We start from the raw sequence: 15,980 nt of genomic DNA on the forward strand, positions 1-15,980 counted from the left end.
GGCAGACCGGATCCGCGGAAGAGGATCACCCGCTCCCCGTGAGGACCCTAGACGGAGCAGAATAAGGCCAATGTTGGAGTACTCCTACCTAGTACTGCATCTACCACGCGGCACGACACGGGACGCCGCGAGGCAGGTGATGGTCGAGCACGCCGAACATGGCGGGTGGGAACTCGTCCGCGTGCGGGTGTACCCCGACGGGCGCCGCCGAATCCAGCTCCGCCGCAAGGTCATCCGCGCTACGCGAACCTTGTAGAGGCGGCCACTACTCGACCTCCTCGACGCTACAGCAATGTGCCCCACGCGTGAACGCAGGGCACACCTTGGTCCAAACTTTTCCATTTACCGGGCTTTGCCGTCGGCTCGAAGTCAACCCCGGGCAGACGAACCCGGACGTCCGTGACCGCCGACCACGTCAGCGGTCACACGGTCGCGTCAGCGGTCACGGACGCGTTCCCTGGGGCCACGCGAGCCGTCAGGCCACGCGAGCCGTCAGGCCACGCGAGCCGTCAGGCCACGCGAGCCGTCAGGCCACGCGAGCCGTCAGGACCTCCGCGAGATCGCGTCGGCCCACCCGGTCCGCGCCGACCCCTCGGTCCGCGCGGGTCGCAGGGTCTCTTCGGCGGCCGTGCGGGCGCCGAAGAGAGCCTGCGAGTCCCGCGTCAGCGGTCGCGGAACCGGCGGACCATCGCGACGACGCCGGAGGAGGCCGCGAGCAGCGCCGCGAGGGCCAGTGCGGCCACCGCTCCGCGCTGCGCCTGGGCCGGCTCCTGGACCGCGACCGTACGCATCGCGGGGATCCCCTTCACCGGCTCGCCCACCGGCGGCAGACCCTGCCGCGCGGGGAGAGGCAGCACCGCGGCCGCGGCCGGGACCGACCGGGTGATCGGGGTGTTCGGCAGGTTGGGCAGCGCCCGCGCGCCCGGGACCGTGTCGGCGACTCCCGAACCGACGGGAGCGTCCGTCCGCTTCGTTCCGGCGGCCGTCTCGGAGGTGCCCGAGCCGGACTGCGGGACGTTCACCACGTCGCCGAGCCCGGTGGTGCCGGGCAGCGTCGTGCCCGGCAGCGCCGGGATCGCGTCGGCGGGGGCGGCCGGACCGTCGTACGCGGCGAGGGCGGCGTTCTGCGGGAGCGGCGGCACCGAGACCGGCGGGACGGGCGGGAGCGGCGGGACCGGGACGGGCGCCGGCGGCCGCGGCGCGCCGGGGATCGCCGCGGACGCGGGCGCGCTCATGGTCCGGGCCGCCATGGCGTGCTGCGGGGAGACGCAGTGGTGCCCGCCGTGCCCGCCGTGGCCGCCGTGGCCCCCGTGGCCGCCGGAGACGGAGGAGCCGCCGACGCAGCCGGCCAGTGCGTGGCCGATGACGGCGACCGCGTTGCCGCAGGCGTTGATCGGCGCAGTGATGGGGGCGGTGACCTGGTTGCCGCCGCCGATGCTGTGCCGGCCGTTCGTACGGCCGCCGGAGGCGGAGCCACCGTGCACCGGGGGGATCACGCCCGCGCATCCGGCGGCCGCGCCGCCGATGACGGCGACCGCGTTGCCGCAGATGTCGACCGGCGCGGTGATGGGAGCGGTGACCTGGTTGCCGCCGAGGATGCTGTGCCGGCCGTTGGTGCGGCCCCCGCCGGTGGTGGTCCCGTGGCCGGTCACCGACGCGCCGCCCGCGCACCCGGCGAGGGCGTTGCCGACGGCGTTCCCGCAGACGTTGATCGGGGCGGTGATCGGGGCGGTGACCTGGTTGCCGCCGCCGATGCTGTGCCGGCCGGAGGTCGACCCCGCGCCGCCGCGGCCGTGACCGTGGCCACCGGACTTGACCGCGGCGCCGCCCTTGCACCCGGCGAGGGCGTCGCCGATCACGGCCACCGAGTTGCCGCAGATGTTGATCGGCGCGCTGATCGGGATGTTGACCTGGTTGCCGCCGAGCACCGAGCCCGCTCCGGTCGTGCGCCCGCGGTGGCCGCTCCCGTGACCGCCGTGGTGGCCGCCGGAGACGGAGGCGCCGCCCTCGCACCCGGCCGCGGAACGGCCGATGACGGCGACGGCGTTGCCGCAGACGTTCACCGGCGCGGTGATGGGGGCGTCGACCTGGTTGCCGCCGCCGATGCTGTGCCGGCCGGAGGTCGACTGCCGGCCGCCACCGGCGCCGCCGCCGCGGTGCACGGACGCGCCGCCGGTGGAGCCGGCGAGCGCGTGGCCGATGACCGCCACGGCGTTGCCGCTGACGTTGACGGGGGCCGAGACGGGCGCCTTGACCTGGTTGCCGCCGAGCACGCTGCCCGAGCCGTCGGTGACGTCCGCGAGGGCCGGACCGGCACCGAGCGCGACGAAGCTCGCGGTGAGCAGCGTGGCACGCGCGGTGCTCTTCGCCCACGTAGGCATAGAGGAACTCCTTTGATACAGGGGGGTTGGGGGGTACGTCTCGCAGGAGTCGGAGAACGTCCCTGGGGGGATGCACGGCGTGGCCGCGGGCATGCGGGCACGCCTCGACGGCCCGGCGGGGGCCGGGCCGCGGTGGGGGCCTAGTCAGGTGAGAAGGAGGGCTCGTCCGCCGCGGTGCGGACGGCCGGGGGGACCGTCCGCACGATCAGAGCGGACGCGCGCGAGCGGCCCGAGGCCGCCCCGAACCCGGGGGCACGCCATAGCCCCGTCTGAGTGACGCCGTCGCCGATGGACGGAAGGAGCGCCTGTGCCCGATGCGGCAACTGCTGCGGCATGCGTGGCATGACCGGCGCGGGGACCCGGGAACGGGTCGCGTGATCGACGGAGACCTTCTCGGACGCCCCCGTTGCGGCGACCGGACCGGTGCTCGTCACCGGCCCGCGACCGGCCGCGACGCGATGGCCGTGACCGGAGTGCCGCGGTGCCCGAGAAGGATCCGCCGTGACCTCCGACGTGCCGGGCCGTACGGCTCCGGCCGATCCGCCCGCCGCAGGTGCCGGCGAGACGGGGATCAACGGCGGGTGAGAGTGCCGAAGGGCCGTCCGGGGAACGTGCACGGCCGGTACGGCGGCGCGCAGCGGCGGCAGGTCACCGGGAAGCCTGGTGACCTGCGAGCCCGCGTGCGCGACGACGCTGGGAAGGCGTGCGCCCGGAACGGTGTCGGCGTGTGCCTGCCCGGTGGCTCCGAACATCCAGCCGGCGACCGCGATGCCCGCCATGGTCAGCAGGCGCCGGGTGGCCGGCCGTGCGAGGAGACCGTGCAGGCGCCGGGCGAGTGCGCGGAGACCAGGGCGACGCGGGGCGGCGGAGGTGCACCTCCGTGACCGCGACCACCTGGGAACCACGCGCCCTCCTCGGCATCGACCCACCGCGCGGAACGCAAAGGCGTTCCGTACGGTGAGTCACGCTATCACCACGGAGCGCATTGAATCGACAATCGCCGAGAATTCTCAGGCGTGATCAAGAAAATGGTCGAGAACCCGCACGCCGAAGCGAAGTCCCTCGACGGGAACGCGCTCGTCGATGCCGTGGAACATTCCGGAAAAGTCCAGATTCTTCGGCAGTTTGAGCGGCGCGAAACCGAAGCAGCGAATGCCCAGAGTGGCGAACGACTTCGCGTCGGTGCCGCCCGACAGGCAGTACGGCACCGGCCGCGCGTGCGGATCGTGCGCCTTCAGCGCCGAGGCCATCGCCTCGACCAGCGGCCCGTCGAACTCCGTCTCGACCGCGATGTCGTGGTGGACGAACTCCCGCCGTACGTGCTCGCCGAGCAGTTCGTCGACGGTCGCGAAGAACTCCTCCTCGTACCCCGGAAGGAATCGTCCATCGACCTGAGCGGTGGCGGTTTGTGGAATTACGTTGGCTTTGTAGCCTGCGTCCAGAACAGTCGGATTAAGGGTGTTCCTGAGGGTTGCGCCGATCATCCGGGACAGGGGACCGAGCTCTTCCACGGTCTTCTCGATGTCGTCCGGATCGAACTCCACACCCGTCGCGTCGCAGACCTCCTCGAGGAACGCCCGCACCGTCTTCGTCAGCCGCACCGGGAACCGGTGCTCCCCCAGCCGGCCCACCGCCGCCGCCAGCGCCGTCACCGCGTTGTCCGGGTGCACCATCGACCCGTGCCCCGCCGTGCCCTCGGCGATCAGCCGCATCCAGGCCAGGCCCTTCTCCGCCGTCTCGATCAGGTACAGACGGTCGTCGTTCGGCAGGGTCAGACTGAACCCGCCGACCTCCCCGATCGCCTCCGTGCACCCCTCGAACAGCTCCGGATGGTTGTCGACCAGCCAGTGCGCGCCCCACTTGCCGCCCGCCTCCTCGTCCGCGAGGAAGGCCAGGACGACGTCGCGCTCCGGCCGCCGGCCCTGGCGCAGCCGCTCCCGGATCGTCGCGAGGACCATCGCGTCCATGTCCTTCATGTCGACCGCGCCGCGCCCCCACACGCAGTCGTCGGCGACCTCCCCGCCGAACGGGTCGCGCGTCCAGTCCTCCTTGCGCGCCGGAACGACGTCGAGGTGCCCGTGGATCAACAGCGCGTCCCGCTGCGGATCGGTCCCCTCGATCCGTACGACCACGCTCGACCGCTTCGCGTGCGACTCGTAGATCTTCGGCTCGAGGCCGACCTCGGCGAGCTTCTCCGCGACGTACTCCGCCGCCACCCGCTCCCCCGGTCCGCTGTGATCACCCGGATTCGAGGTGTCGATGCGGATGAGGTCACTGCACAGCTGGACGACCTCGTCCTCCGCCGAAGGATTGCTCACGTTGCCTCCTCGCAGACACGGCGCCGAGCCGGCGGGCCATCCCGCCCCTGCGGGTCGCCCCTGACCGGCGTCTCGGCTCGTTACACCCGGGTTGTTCCGGCACCCCCATCCTCCCCCAGCCCTGGCCCGATGGCCTCCGGACCCACCCCGCCGAAACCGACTTCGCGCCATCACCAGGGATTTGCTAATCTGTGGCAGCCGACGCGGACAGCCGCGTAGGCGCACCAGTCCGGGTGGCGGAATAGGCAGACGCGCTAGCTTGAGGTGCTAGTGCCCTTCACGGGGCATGGGGGTTCAAGTCCCCCCTCGGACACTTCGGTCCTGGGGCCAGTGTGGTCGGAAGCTTCGCTTCCTCCCCGCTGGCCCTTCGTCATTTCCCCCGGGGGGCGACCCCCGGACCCCCGGGGCAGGGGGCTCCGCCCCTCGTACCCCCCCGCTTGCGTTGCCTCTGGATCCGTTACACGTCGGACGGGACCCTCAGCAGTCATCGCGATCAGCGGTGTCCTGGCCGAATGTGCTCACGACCACGCCAACCGGCATGCTGACTGTCGTGGGGTGGCGGCGAGCAGGCCCCCGTCCAGCGCGGTCGGGCGCTCCCGCGACTGCGGCCCGACGCCCTGGCCCTGAGCGTGCGGCGACACCGCGAGTTCACGACGCACCGTGACCCGAGCCCGGGCGGGAGGCGCTCATCCACATCGTCACCGTCAGAGGGCGACGAAGGTGAGGCCGCGTTGTTTCAGGGCGGGGATGACCGTCCGCAGCGCTCGGATCGTCTCCGAACGGTCGCCGCCGCCGTCGTGGCAGAGCAGGATGTCGCCCGCCTGGGCGCGCAGCAGCCGGTCTGTGATCGTCGTGGTGCCGGGGCGGGCCCAGTCACGCGGGTCGACCTGCCAGTCGATGCAGATCATGGACTGCTCGGCGGCGACGTCGATGATCCGCTGTGACCAGGCGCCGCCCGGAGAACGGAAGAACTTCGGCGCGACTCCGGAGATCTGGGCGATCCGATCATGGCCACCGCCGATCTCCGCACGGACCCGGGTGTCCGCGAGCTCGGGGAGGTTCAGCGGGTGCGTCACCGTGTGGTCGGACACCTGATGCCCGGCCGCGACGATCCGCCGGACCAGCCGCGGGTATTCGGTGACCTGCACGCCGATGAGCGAGAACGTCGCCGGAACCTCCAGTTCGGCCAGCAGGTCCAGCATCATCGGTGTCCACTCCGGATGCGGGCCGTCGTCGATGGTCAGCGCCACCGCGTTGGGCGGCGCCGCCGGTTGGAGATCGTGCAGGCTGTGGATCGGCCGGCGCAGCGCCTGCAACGGCCGCCCGTGGGCATAGCCGGGATCGGGCCGGGAGGTGGGGGCCGGCCTGCGTACGTGGCGTGCCGCCTTCGGCGCACCGGTGCCACGGAGGAATTCCGGCACCGCGCCCGCCACGAGGCCGGCGCCGGCGGCACCGAACGTCCACAGCGCCTGACGCCGGTCCAGCTTCCTCATAGTGATCCCATCCGCCGATATGACCGTCGATCCATCAGCTAGGACTCTGGGGATCTTCGAGAAGTTCGGATCCTGGTCCGCGGTCTCGGCCTCTGAAACGGGCGCGGAGGTGAGGGAGGACCTCGGCGCCGAGCCGGGCGATGTTCTCCTGGGTCCGGCGCGGGGATCCGGCGCCCTCCACCATGAGCATCAGGTGGCGGACGCCGGTGCGCTCGACCGTCGCCGCCATGGTCTGCACGCAGTCCTCGGCGGTGCCGACCGGGTGGATGCGGCACAGCAGATCGGCGTACGCGTCCGCGTCGCGCGGGGTGTAGGGCCGGTCGTCGACCGGCACGTACCCGGACAGCCCCGGCCGCAGCCAGCGTGGCAGCTCCGCACGCAGCATTCCCTGGGCCTCGGCCCGGGTGTCGGCGACGTAGGCCATGACGGCGGCCACATGCTCCGCGTGTGCGCTCCCGGACGCGGCGGTGTACGCGTCGACCATCCGCCGCCTGCCCTCGTCGTCGACGTGCATCCCGAGGAGCATCGGCAGGCCCCGCTCGGCGGCCAGCGCGGCGGTGGCGGCCGAGGTGCAGGCGACCACGACCGGCGGAGACGGGCGGGTGCGCGGGCGCGGCACCATCGGGACCTCTCGGAACGCGAAGGTCGGCCCGGCCGCCGAAAGCCGGGGACGGGTCAGTCCGGCGAGCAGCAGATCGAGACTCTCGGCGAAACCGGACTCGTACCGCGCGAGCCCGGTCCCGAACACCTCCAGGTCCACCCACGGGCCGCCTCGCCCGACACCGAGCCGGAATCGCCCTCCGGACACCTGGTCCAACAGCGAGGTCTGCTCGGCCAGCGCGACCGGGTGTGCGGTGGACAGCACGCTCACCGCCGTCCCCACCGCGATCCGTTCCGTACGGCCCAGGACGTAGGACGCGAGCGTGACCGCAGATGGGCAGATCCCGTACGACATGAAGTGGTGCTCGGCGAACCACACGTCGTCGAACCCTGCCCGCTCCGCGGCGACCGCCGCCTCGACCGTGGCGGTCAGCACCTCGCCGTCGCTCTGACCGGGGAACCGCGCCGCCAGCAAGAACACCCCCACCCGCATGCCCATACTCTGCCGGAAATCGGCAGGCTCAAGGCCCCTCAGCGGGGATGTGCGAGGGTCAGTGCTCGTCCCAATGATCTCCGTGGGCGGCATGCCGGCATCCATCATGGACATAGTCGACGTGATCGCCGTGCGGCACGCTCACGTGGCCACAGTCCTCACCGTGCCGATGTGGATGGTCGCCATGCTGGACATGGCCGGTGGGTTCGCATTCGTCGACATGGTCGCCGTGCGGCCGGTGCAGATGCCCGTCGTGGGCATAGTCGACATGGTCGCCGTGCGGCACGGCGACATGCCCGCATCCCTGCCCGTGCGCATGGGCGTGGCCGGTGTGCTGTCGGTGTTCTGTCATCGCTGTCATCAGTAGTTACCCCCTCGGTCCCCTCCTTTCCCGTTGGCGACCCCGGTCAAGAGTTCCGACTGCGCGGACGCCCGTACGGCACGCGGGGATCACCGCGTCATTCGTAGGGGTCGGCGGGTCGGGCGATGTGCTCCAGGCCGGTGGCGGTGAGCTCAGGGGAAGGCGATGTCGTCGATGCTCGCCCACACCGGCGCACGGGCGGTGAACTCGGTCAGCGAGATCCGCGCAGGGCCGTCTGCGGACAACGCCGCCAGAGCAGGTCCGGCTTGCGGGCCAGGAACGGCAACGCCTGCACGCAGATCGCCACGAAGACCGTCGCCCACCCCTGCACCCTGGCCTCGCGCAGGTGCGGGGCGGCCAGCACTCGGCCCGCCACCAGCACACCGGCCACCGCGACGGCCCCGAGCACCGCGCGGGGCCCTGCGGCCATCGGCGGTCGCCGGCCCCACTCGGCGGGCGGGAGCTCCGCCTCCTCCTCCCATGCCGCCTCAGTGGCGCGCCACCTGGGCGCGCTCGGCATCGTGCCGGACCTCCGGCCCTGTGCCCGCCGTCAGCGGACGGCCGGCAGCGCCGCCGTCATGGCCTCGTGGCCGAGGACGAATCCCGGGTCGATCTGAGCCTTCAGATCCTCACCGGTCGCCGCGTTCGCCCAGGCGTCGGCGTTCTTGAGATGGAACTCGATCGCCTGGCGGGTGAACTTCGGCCAGTCCTTCGGGCGGGCGTCGACCGCCTCTCGCATCGCGGCGAGCATCCGCCGGTCGGGGTCGGCGAGGTCGGTCAGGGTGAAGGGCCGGCCCTGTTCCATCGCGCGGACGGCGCTGGAGTCCCCCACGCAGCCGAGCAACGCGTCACCGACCTGCTCGCGCAGGAAGGCGACGTCCTCGGGGCCGTGGACCTTGTTGCCGATGACCTTGAGGGCCACGTCGTAGTCGGCGGCGTAGTCGGTCCACTGCCGGTAGACGCTCACCCCCTTACGGGTGGGCTCGGCGACCAGGAACGTCAGGTCGAACCGGGTGAACATGCCGGACGCGAATGATTCGGCCCCGGCCGTGCAGTCGACGACGACGTACTCCCCGGGCCCGTCCACCAGATGGTTCAGGTAGAGCTCGACCGCGCCGGTCTTGGAGTGGTAGCACGCCACGCCGAGGTCGTCGTCGGTGAACGGGCCGGTGACCATGAGCCGGGCCCCGGACGCCTCCACCGTCAGACCTTCGTGGATCGGATCGTCACCACCGATGCGCAGGAGCCGGGAGCCGTGGCCGGGTGGGGTGGTCTTGACCATCGCCGCGGCGGAGGAGATCCGCGGATTGGCGCCACGCAGGTACTCCTTGATCTCGGGCAGGCGCTCCCCCATCGCCGGGATCGCGGCGGCCTCGAACTCTTCCAGCCCGAGCGCCACCCCCAGATGCTGGTTGATATCGGCGTCGACGGCCACCACCGGAGCACCGGAAGCCGCCAGATACCGGACGAACAGCGATGACAGCGTCGTCTTGCCGCTTCCGCCCTTACCGACGAACGCGATCTTCATGGATCCCTCTCGTACTCGTGCCAGCGATAGTGACACAGAGTGAACAGATGCGCACCGAATGTTATATCGATATCACTGACGCAGCGCCCTGGCGCGCACGGAGAGCTTATCGGTATCGAAAACGGTTTTCAGTGGCTTCCCGGTAAGTCAGCTGCGCTCGCGCGCACAGTCGGGGCACAGGCCGAAGATCTCCACGGTGTGGTCGACGTCGGTGAAGCCCGCCTCGGTCGCGACGCGTTCGGCCCAGCGCTCGACCGCACGTCCTTCGACCTCGACGCTGCGCCCGCACGATCGGCAGGTGACGTGATGATGGTGGGCGCTGGTCTCGCAGCGGCGGTAGAGCGTCTCGCCGGTCTCATCGCGCAGGGTGTCGACGGCGCCGTCCTCGCTGAGAACCTGGAGATGACGGTAGACCGTGGTCAGTCCGACGCGCTCGCCCCGGCGGCGCAACTCGGCGTGGATGTCCTGAGCGCTGCTGAATCCCGGCAGGTCCGCCAGGACGTGGCTCAACGCCTCGGCCTGCCGCGTGCCCCGCACGCGTGTCCCCCGGCCGGTGGCGGCGGTCCGCTGCGCGGGTCGGGCGGTCGAGTGCGAGGTCATGGTCGGTGCTCCGGCCGGTCGAGGTCTGGTCATCGGTCGCCTTTCGACCGTATCAACCTCCGAGGCCGTCAGGCCCGGTTCGCAGGCACGAGCCGCAGACGCCGTACACCTCCGCCTGGCGCGGGTCGGGTTCGAAGTCGGCCTCGGCCGCGATGGCGTCCAGCCAGGCGCCGTCGTCGGCGGCCGGGTGCTCCTGGACGTCGCCGCAGCGGCGGCACACCAAGTGGTAGTGACGGCCGGGAGCGCACGGCCGGTACCGGGTCTCACCGTCGCGGATGAAGACGTGCAGGAGCCCGGCGTCGGCGAGAGCCGCCAGCGTCCGGTAGACCGTCGACATCCCGACCCGATGCCCCTGGCCGGCGAGTTCGACGTACAGCTCGTGCGCGCCGATCGGGCGCCGCCGGCCGTCGAGCGCTTCCAGCACCTGACGTCTGCGCCGGGTCGGCGACAGTCCTGCGGCGCGGAGCCGTGCGGACGGCTCATCGACGCCTCCACCGCCGGAACGGCCGGCGGTGGCGGGGTGGGAGCGCATGCGCCGAGCGTACGGATATCCGCCGATATTGACAACCATTACCGTTAAGAACGAACATGGGACCGGTTTTCATTCGCATGACACCCTCCGAGGAGACACGTTGCGCACCCGATCCCCCCGGCCGGCCCTCCCGGTCGTCGCGGGCTGCCTGCTCGCCGCCGCGGCCTGCGGCTCGAGTTCCGCGAAAGACGCCGGAGCCTCGGCGAGCGGCGGCAAGAAGCTGAACGTGGTCGCCACGACCACGCAGGTCGCCGACTTCGCCCGCAACGTCGGCGGCGACAAGGTCAAGGTGTCCCAGATCCTCAAGCCGAACGTCGACCCGCACGACTACGAGCCCTCCCCCGCCGACATCCAGGCCATCGCGCAGGCCGACGTGGTCGTGGAGAACGGCGTCGGCCTGGAGAGGTGGCTGGACCAGACGATCAAGTCCGCCGGCTTCCACGGCACGTTGGTCGACACGAGCAAGGGCGTGGCCGTCCGCAAGGGCAACGGGTCCGACGAGGAGGCCGCCGGCGACCCCCACATCTGGCACAACCCGAAGAACGCCGAGATCATGAGCCGCAACATCGCGACGGCGTTCGAGGCCAAGGACTCCGCCGACAAGGCGGCCTACGAGGCGAACCTCACCTCCTACACCACCAAGCTCGACCAGCTGGACTCCTGGATCACCCAGCAGATCGACACCCTGCCGGCGGACCAGCGCAAGCTCGTCACCAACCACGACGCGTTCGGCTACTACATCGACCGCTACCACCTGACGTTCGTCGGCTCGATCATCCCGAGCTTCGACACCTCCGCCGAGCTGTCCGGCAAGCAGCTCAACTCCCTGATCTCCAAGATGAAGTCGACCGGGGTCAAGGCGATCTTCTCCGAGTCCTCACTGCCGCCCAAGACCGCCGAGGCGATCGGGAAGCAGGCCGGCGTGAAGGTCGAGGCCGGCGAGGACTCCCTGTACGGCGACACGCTCGGACCCGCCGGCTCGGCCGGCGCCACCTACCTCGACATGGAGCGGCACAACACCACCACCATCGTCACCGCACTGAAGGGCTGAGCATGGAGACGACCCCTGAACCGCAGGTCCCGCCCCCGGCGCTGGACCTTGACGAGGTCACCGTCGCGTACGGCCCGGCCCTCGCCCTGGAGAACATCGACGGCATGGTCGCCCCCGGCGAGGCCGTCGCCCTGATCGGCCCGAACGGCGCCGGCAAGTCCACCCTGATCAAGGCGATCCTCGGCCTGGTCCCGCTCGCCGGAGGACGGATCAGCGTCCTCGGCCGGTCCCCGGCCGCGGCGCGGCGCGACGTCGCGTACGTGCCCCAGGCCGACACCCTCGATCCGGAGTTCCCGATCTCGGTCGGGCAGGTCGTGCTGATGGGCCGCTATCGGCGGATCGGGTGGCTGCGCCGGGCGAAGGCCGCCGACAAGGAGGCCGCCCGCCGGGCCCTGGAGCAGGTCGGCCTGGCCGACCGCGCCCGCCACCGGTTCGGCACTCTGTCGGGCGGGCAGCGCCAGCGCGTGTTGCTGGCCCGCGCCATCGCCGCCGAACCCCGACTGCTGCTGCTCGACGAGCCGTTCAACGGCGTCGACGCCGTCAGCGAGCAGGCCCTGCTGGACGCCATCGCGCTGTTGAAGCAGGACGGCGCCGCGGTGGTGGTCTCCACCCACGACCTGGCGCTGGCCCACCTGGCCTGTGAGGAGGTCTGCCTGCTCAACCGCCGGCAGTACGGCTTCGGCCCCACCCAGGCCACGCTCACCCCCGACCGGCTCCGCGCCACCTACGGCGGACACGCCCTCGAACTGCGCGGCGACCGCGTCATCGTCGCCCACTCCTAGCCATGTACCAGATCTTCATCGAACCGTTCCGGTTCCCCTTCATGGCCCGGGCGCTCGCCGAGCTGATGATCCTCGGGGCGCTGGCCGGGACCGTCGGGGTGCTGATCCTCCTGCGCCGCCTGGCCTTCATGACCGACGCCCTCACCCACACCGTCTTCCCCGGCGTCGTCATCGGCTACCTGCTGAGCGGTGAAGGGGGCATCTTCTGGGGCGCACTCATCGCCGGCGCCGCGACCGCGGTCCTGCTGACCCTGCTCACCCGCCACCGCGCCGTCACCGAAGACGCCGCGCTCGCGGTCCTGCTGACCACCTTCTTCGCCGTCGGCGTCGTCCTCGTCTCACGGGAATCCGGCTACACGGCGGACCTGACGGCGTTCCTGTTCGGCCGGATCCTCACGGTCACCCCCGCCCAGCTGACCCAGACCCTCGCCGTGACCGCCCTGGTCATCGCCATGATGGTGATCCTGCGACGGCCGTTGCTCGCCCGGTCGTTCGACCCGGAGGGCGCCCGGGCGAGCGGATACCGGATCGGTCTGCTCGACCTCGCCACCAACACGGTCGTCGCCCTGGTCGTCGTCGCCTCCGTACGCGCCGTCGGAACCGTCCTGGTCATCGCGCTGCTCATCGTGCCCGCCGCCGCGGCCCGCGTGGTGTCGGACCGGCTCGCGCTCATCGTTCCGATCGCCGCCGTCCTCGGCGCTTTCGCCGGCTGGGCCGGACTCGCCGTCAGCTACGACGCCTCCATCCACCACGGGCTGCGGCTGGCCTCCGGCGGCACCGTCGTCCTCGTCCTCATCGCCGGCCACCTGGTCGCGCTCGCGGCGGCCGCGGTGATCCGGCGACGACCGCGCCCGGTACGGAGAGCGGCATGACCGCCGTCGACCGCGCGTTCCTCGAAGCCGTGCTCCTCGGCACGGTCGGCGGCCTGATCAGCGTGCAGATCCTGCTGCGGCGGCTGCCGTTCTTCACCCTCGCCATGACACACGCGACCTTTCCGGGCGTCGTGCTGGCCGCCATCGCCGGAGCCGACCTGTACGCCGGCGGCGGGCTGTTCGGCGTGCTCGTCGTGCTGGGCGTCCTGGCCCTGTCCCGCCGCCCGGAGCAGGGCACGACCACGGCGATCGGGATCGTGCTGTCGGCCGGGTTCGCGCTCGGCGTCGTCCTGCTGTCGGCGCGCGACGGGTTCTCCAAGGACCTGACCGCCTACACGGTCGGGCAGATCCTCACCGTCGGCCCCGGCGACCTGACCGCCGTCGCGGTGGTCGGCGTCATCGTCCTGGCGCTCCTGTCCGTCGCGGGCCGGCAGCTCACGTTCCGGGCGTTCGACCCCGGCGGCTACGCCGCCGCCGGATACCGGCCGACCGTCATCGACATGGCACTCCTGCTCACCGTCGAGGCCGTCATCATCGTCGCCGTCCCCGCCGTCGGCGCGATCCTCGCCGTCGCCGTACTCGTCGCCCCGGCCGCCATCGCCCGCCTGTGGACTCACAACGTCACCGCGATGACCGCCATCGCCGTGGCCGCGGGCATCGGCAGCGGGCTGGCCGGTGTCCTGATCTCCACCCGGTACGACGTCGCCACCGGAGGCACCATCACCGTCGTCACCGGAACCCTCTTCGCGCTGTCCTTGGCGGCGACCACGACCTGGACCGCCATCACCGGCTCACGACGAGGCCGCCGGCAGGCGGCGGATCGGCCCGCTTCGGCCGTCACCGGGCCGTCGCACCTCGAGGAGGTCGGATGAGCGCACTCACCGAGCGGGCGCTGGCCGAACTCCTCCTGACCGGAGGGATCTGCGGCGTCCTCGGCGTCCAGGTCGTGCTGCGGCGCCTGGCGTTCTTCACCGAGACCCTCGGCCACGTCACCTTCCTCGGCGTCGTCACGGCCGCCGTCACGGGAACCGACATCACGATCGGTGCCGGGATCGCGGCGATGGGCGCGGTGGCGGTGATGGGCCGCGGCGGCGTCGCATCCCGACCGCATCACCAGCGCTCCGGTGTCATGATCAGCGGCGCGCTCGCGCTCGGCGTCGTGCTGATCTCGACCCGGCCGGGCTTCGGCAAGGACCTGAGCGCCGCCCTCGTCGGATCTCCCCTCACCGCCGGAACCGGCGACATCACCGTGGCGGCGATCACCGCCGTCCTCGTCACCGGCACGCTCACGCTCGCGCACAAGGAACTGGTGCTCGCCGCATTCGACCCCGCCGTGACGCGGGCGCTCGGGTACCCCACCCGGCTCATCGACGGCGGCCTGCTGGCCCTTCTCGCGGTGACCGTGGTGACCGCCGTACCGGCCGTCGGCGCGACGCTCCCCCTGGCGCTGCTGGTCGGCCCCGCCGCCTCGGCCCTGCTGTGGACCCGCCGCATCATCCCCGCCACGCTCATCGGCGGCCTGCTCGGCGCGGCCGCCGGCGCTGCCGGGCTGGCCCTGTCCCTGCACTACCGCGTCGCGACCGCCGCCGGCACCGCCGTCATCTGCGGTGCCCTGTTCATCGTCGCGGCCACCACCACCCTCGCCGGCCGCGCACGACAGACCCGACTTCACAGACCGGCCACAGGTCTGTGACGCCACCGCTACCTGACCCGACCATCCACCCGATCTACCGTCCAGGCGACCCATCGATCCGACAGGAGAACCCATGTCGCTGACCGTGTCCCCCGAACTCCTCCAGGACGCCCAGCGCGGCGACGTCGACGACGCCGCGTTCGTCGACTGCATCCGCACGTCCCTGCCCTACGGCTGGCAGGTCGTCACCGGCCTCGTCGACCAGCTGCGGGACAACGGGGGCGAGTTCGCCGACAACCAGACGCCGCCGCCCGACGAGACCGCCCGCGGCCAGCTCCTGCGGATGATGGCCAGCGACGCCATGCGCGGCGCCCTGGAGAACCACTTCGGCGTGCGGCTGGCGTTCCAGAACTGCCACCGCGTCGCCGTCTTCCGCCCCGGCGCCGACCGCGCCTACCGGCAGTTCATCACTCCTCGCGCCCAGATCCTCAACCAGAAGCCCGAACTCGTCGACTGCTGAGACCACGACGGGCCGCCCGCCGAACGGCGGGCGGCCCGTCCCATGACACGTCCTCAGAGATCGATCACCGGCGCGCGTCGTCCTCGGGCGTGAGGACGCCGGTGGCGTAGACGCGTATGAGCCGGCGGGGGACGAGATGACGTCGCCCGTCGATGACGATGGGGACCAGGTCGGGCCGCCGGGCCTTCCACTGGGAACGCCGGGATCGGGTGTTCGCCCGGGATGTACGCCGTTTGGGCACGGCCATGAGCGTTTCCTTTCACGGGGTTGAGGGGCGTCAGGAGAGGCGGCGGGCGGCGCGTCGGCCGCCGAGCCGAGGATCGAGTCGGCCGACGTCCAGATCGACACCTCTATGGACGGAAGGTCCGGGCGTCAAGAAGCCGGCGCGGCTGGACCCAGGCGGAGCCGAGACCGGCCCCTACGCCGAACACGTCGACGAAATGGTCGTACAGCGGCTGCAGAGGCAGCAGACCCTGGAGCGGAAGGACCCTCCCCGAATTCTGCTCGTTTGCGATGAGGCGGCCGTCCGAAGGCCGATCGGCGGAACGAAGGCGTTCACGGAGCAGCTCAGGCGGCTCGAAGAAATCGCGCAGCGTCCGAACGTCATCGTCCAGGTCGTGCCATCGACGACGGCGGCGTACGCCGGACTCGTGAGCCTGTTCACGGTCATGTCGTTCGATGACCGCCCCGATGTCGCTTACGTCGAGGGCCCCGATACAGGGCAGCTCATCGGCGTTGAGCTGGCCGTGGTGTCCGAGGGCGTGGGCGCGGGGGACGACGCGTAGCCCATGAGGACGCCCGGCGGCGGGGCCGCCG

19 protein-coding genes and 1 tRNA gene are annotated in these 15,980 nt (G+C 71.6%); 10 read left to right on the plus strand and 10 right to left on the minus strand.

The genetic code is table 11. The annotated features are described in order from the left end of the window. The first annotated feature begins 70 nt into the window (after positions 1–70). On the plus strand, positions 71–256 hold the full coding sequence (locus NDW01_RS07695; protein WP_252782122.1) for a DUF5703 family protein: 186 nt from the start codon (positions 71–73) through the stop codon (positions 254–256). A gap of 406 nt (positions 257–662) precedes the next feature. On the opposite strand, the gene NDW01_RS07700 is transcribed toward NDW01_RS07695, so the two are convergent. The 3 genes from NDW01_RS07700 to NDW01_RS07710 all read right to left on the minus strand — a co-directional run bounded on the left by NDW01_RS07700 (position 663) and on the right by NDW01_RS07710 (position 4,699). Then, a complete protein-coding gene (locus NDW01_RS07700) occupies positions 663–2,381 on the minus strand; it encodes a chaplin family protein (protein ID WP_252818144.1) in 1,719 nt (572 codons plus the stop codon). A 140-nt stretch (positions 2,382–2,521) separates the two neighbouring features. Continuing rightward, positions 2,522–3,286 (minus strand): hypothetical protein, encoded by a 765-nt coding sequence (locus tag NDW01_RS07705; RefSeq protein WP_252818146.1) that lies wholly within the window; start codon positions 3,284–3,286, stop codon positions 2,522–2,524. Positions 3,287–3,391: 105 nt separating this feature from the next. Then, complete coding sequence (locus tag NDW01_RS07710; protein ID WP_252818148.1) at positions 3,392–4,699, minus strand: M20/M25/M40 family metallo-hydrolase; 1,308 nt, start codon at positions 4,697–4,699, stop codon at positions 3,392–3,394. A 227-nt stretch (positions 4,700–4,926) separates the two neighbouring features. Here NDW01_RS07710 and NDW01_RS07715 point away from each other — a divergent pair. After that, positions 4,927–5,012 (plus strand) — tRNA-Leu (locus NDW01_RS07715). A gap of 391 nt (positions 5,013–5,403) precedes the next feature. Here the strand turns inward: NDW01_RS07715 and NDW01_RS07720 are convergent. Together NDW01_RS07720 and NDW01_RS07725 are read right to left on the minus strand one after the other, a co-directional pair. Then, positions 5,404–6,192: a polysaccharide deacetylase family protein gene (locus tag NDW01_RS07720; protein WP_252818151.1), complete on the minus strand. Its 789-nt coding sequence runs from the start codon at positions 6,190–6,192 to the stop codon at positions 5,404–5,406. A 34-nt stretch (positions 6,193–6,226) separates the two neighbouring features. Then, a complete protein-coding gene (locus NDW01_RS07725) occupies positions 6,227–7,285 on the minus strand; it encodes an LLM class flavin-dependent oxidoreductase (RefSeq protein WP_252818154.1) in 1,059 nt (352 codons plus the stop codon). Positions 7,286–7,367: 82 nt separating this feature from the next. Between NDW01_RS07725 and NDW01_RS07730 the strand changes: the two genes are divergently transcribed. Further along, positions 7,368–7,652, plus strand: coding sequence for a hypothetical protein (locus tag NDW01_RS07730; protein WP_252818157.1), 285 nt, complete (start codon positions 7,368–7,370; stop codon positions 7,650–7,652). 205 nt (positions 7,653–7,857) lie between these two features. Here the strand turns inward: NDW01_RS07730 and NDW01_RS07735 are convergent, their stop codons facing one another. The 4 genes from NDW01_RS07735 to NDW01_RS07750 all read right to left on the minus strand — a co-directional run bounded on the left by NDW01_RS07735 (position 7,858) and on the right by NDW01_RS07750 (position 10,306). Then, positions 7,858–8,166, minus strand: coding sequence for a hypothetical protein (locus NDW01_RS07735; RefSeq protein ID WP_252818159.1), 309 nt, complete (start codon positions 8,164–8,166; stop codon positions 7,858–7,860). A gap of 30 nt (positions 8,167–8,196) precedes the next feature. After that, complete coding sequence (locus NDW01_RS07740; RefSeq protein ID WP_252818162.1) at positions 8,197–9,174, minus strand: ATP-binding protein; 978 nt, start codon at positions 9,172–9,174, stop codon at positions 8,197–8,199. Between the two features lie 147 nt (positions 9,175–9,321). After that, on the minus strand, positions 9,322–9,774 hold the full coding sequence (locus NDW01_RS07745) for a Fur family transcriptional regulator (protein WP_252818165.1): 453 nt from the start codon (positions 9,772–9,774) through the stop codon (positions 9,322–9,324). A 52-nt stretch (positions 9,775–9,826) separates the two neighbouring features. Next, entirely contained in the window at positions 9,827–10,306 is a 480-nt protein-coding gene (locus NDW01_RS07750; RefSeq protein ID WP_252818167.1) for a Fur family transcriptional regulator, read from the minus strand. Positions 10,307–10,406: 100 nt separating this feature from the next. Between NDW01_RS07750 and NDW01_RS07755 the strand changes: the two genes are divergently transcribed. The 6 genes from NDW01_RS07755 to NDW01_RS07780 all read left to right on the plus strand — a co-directional run bounded on the left by NDW01_RS07755 (position 10,407) and on the right by NDW01_RS07780 (position 15,164). Continuing rightward, complete coding sequence (locus NDW01_RS07755) at positions 10,407–11,357, plus strand: metal ABC transporter substrate-binding protein (protein WP_252818170.1); 951 nt, start codon at positions 10,407–10,409, stop codon at positions 11,355–11,357. A 2-nt stretch (positions 11,358–11,359) separates the two neighbouring features. Further along, on the plus strand, positions 11,360–12,139 hold the full coding sequence (locus NDW01_RS07760) for a metal ABC transporter ATP-binding protein (protein ID WP_252818172.1): 780 nt from the start codon (positions 11,360–11,362) through the stop codon (positions 12,137–12,139). Between the two features lie 2 nt (positions 12,140–12,141). Further along, positions 12,142–13,011, plus strand: a complete 870-nt coding sequence (locus tag NDW01_RS07765) for a metal ABC transporter permease (protein ID WP_252818175.1) — start codon at positions 12,142–12,144, stop codon at positions 13,009–13,011. Continuing rightward, the gene (locus tag NDW01_RS07770; RefSeq protein WP_252818177.1) at positions 13,008–13,883 is read left to right on the plus strand and encodes a metal ABC transporter permease; all 876 of its coding nucleotides are present in this window, start codon (positions 13,008–13,010) and stop codon (positions 13,881–13,883) included. The genes NDW01_RS07765 and NDW01_RS07770 overlap by 4 nt, the downstream gene beginning before the upstream one ends. Beyond that, complete coding sequence (locus NDW01_RS07775) at positions 13,880–14,704, plus strand: metal ABC transporter permease (protein ID WP_252818180.1); 825 nt, start codon at positions 13,880–13,882, stop codon at positions 14,702–14,704. The genes NDW01_RS07770 and NDW01_RS07775 overlap by 4 nt, the downstream gene beginning before the upstream one ends. A 73-nt stretch (positions 14,705–14,777) precedes the next feature. After that, positions 14,778–15,164, plus strand: a complete 387-nt coding sequence (locus NDW01_RS07780) for an SCO5389 family protein (protein WP_252818182.1) — start codon at positions 14,778–14,780, stop codon at positions 15,162–15,164. Positions 15,165–15,228: 64 nt separating this feature from the next. Here NDW01_RS07780 and rpmF read toward each other — a convergent pair whose 3' ends face one another. Further along, entirely contained in the window at positions 15,229–15,411 is a 183-nt protein-coding gene (gene rpmF / locus NDW01_RS07785) for a 50S ribosomal protein L32 (RefSeq protein ID WP_252818184.1), read from the minus strand. On the opposite strand from rpmF, the gene NDW01_RS42740 reads away from it, so the two are divergent. Further along, positions 15,410–15,949 (plus strand): DUF5753 domain-containing protein, encoded by a 540-nt coding sequence (locus tag NDW01_RS42740; protein WP_256511162.1) that lies wholly within the window; start codon positions 15,410–15,412, stop codon positions 15,947–15,949. The two genes, rpmF and NDW01_RS42740, sit on opposite strands and share 2 nt — an antisense overlap. The last annotated feature ends 31 nt before the right edge of the window (positions 15,950–15,980 follow it).

The sequence above is a fragment of the Actinoallomurus soli genome (assembly GCF_024055715.1).
Taxonomy (GTDB): Bacteria; Actinomycetota; Actinomycetes; order Streptosporangiales; family Streptosporangiaceae; genus Actinoallomurus; species Actinoallomurus soli.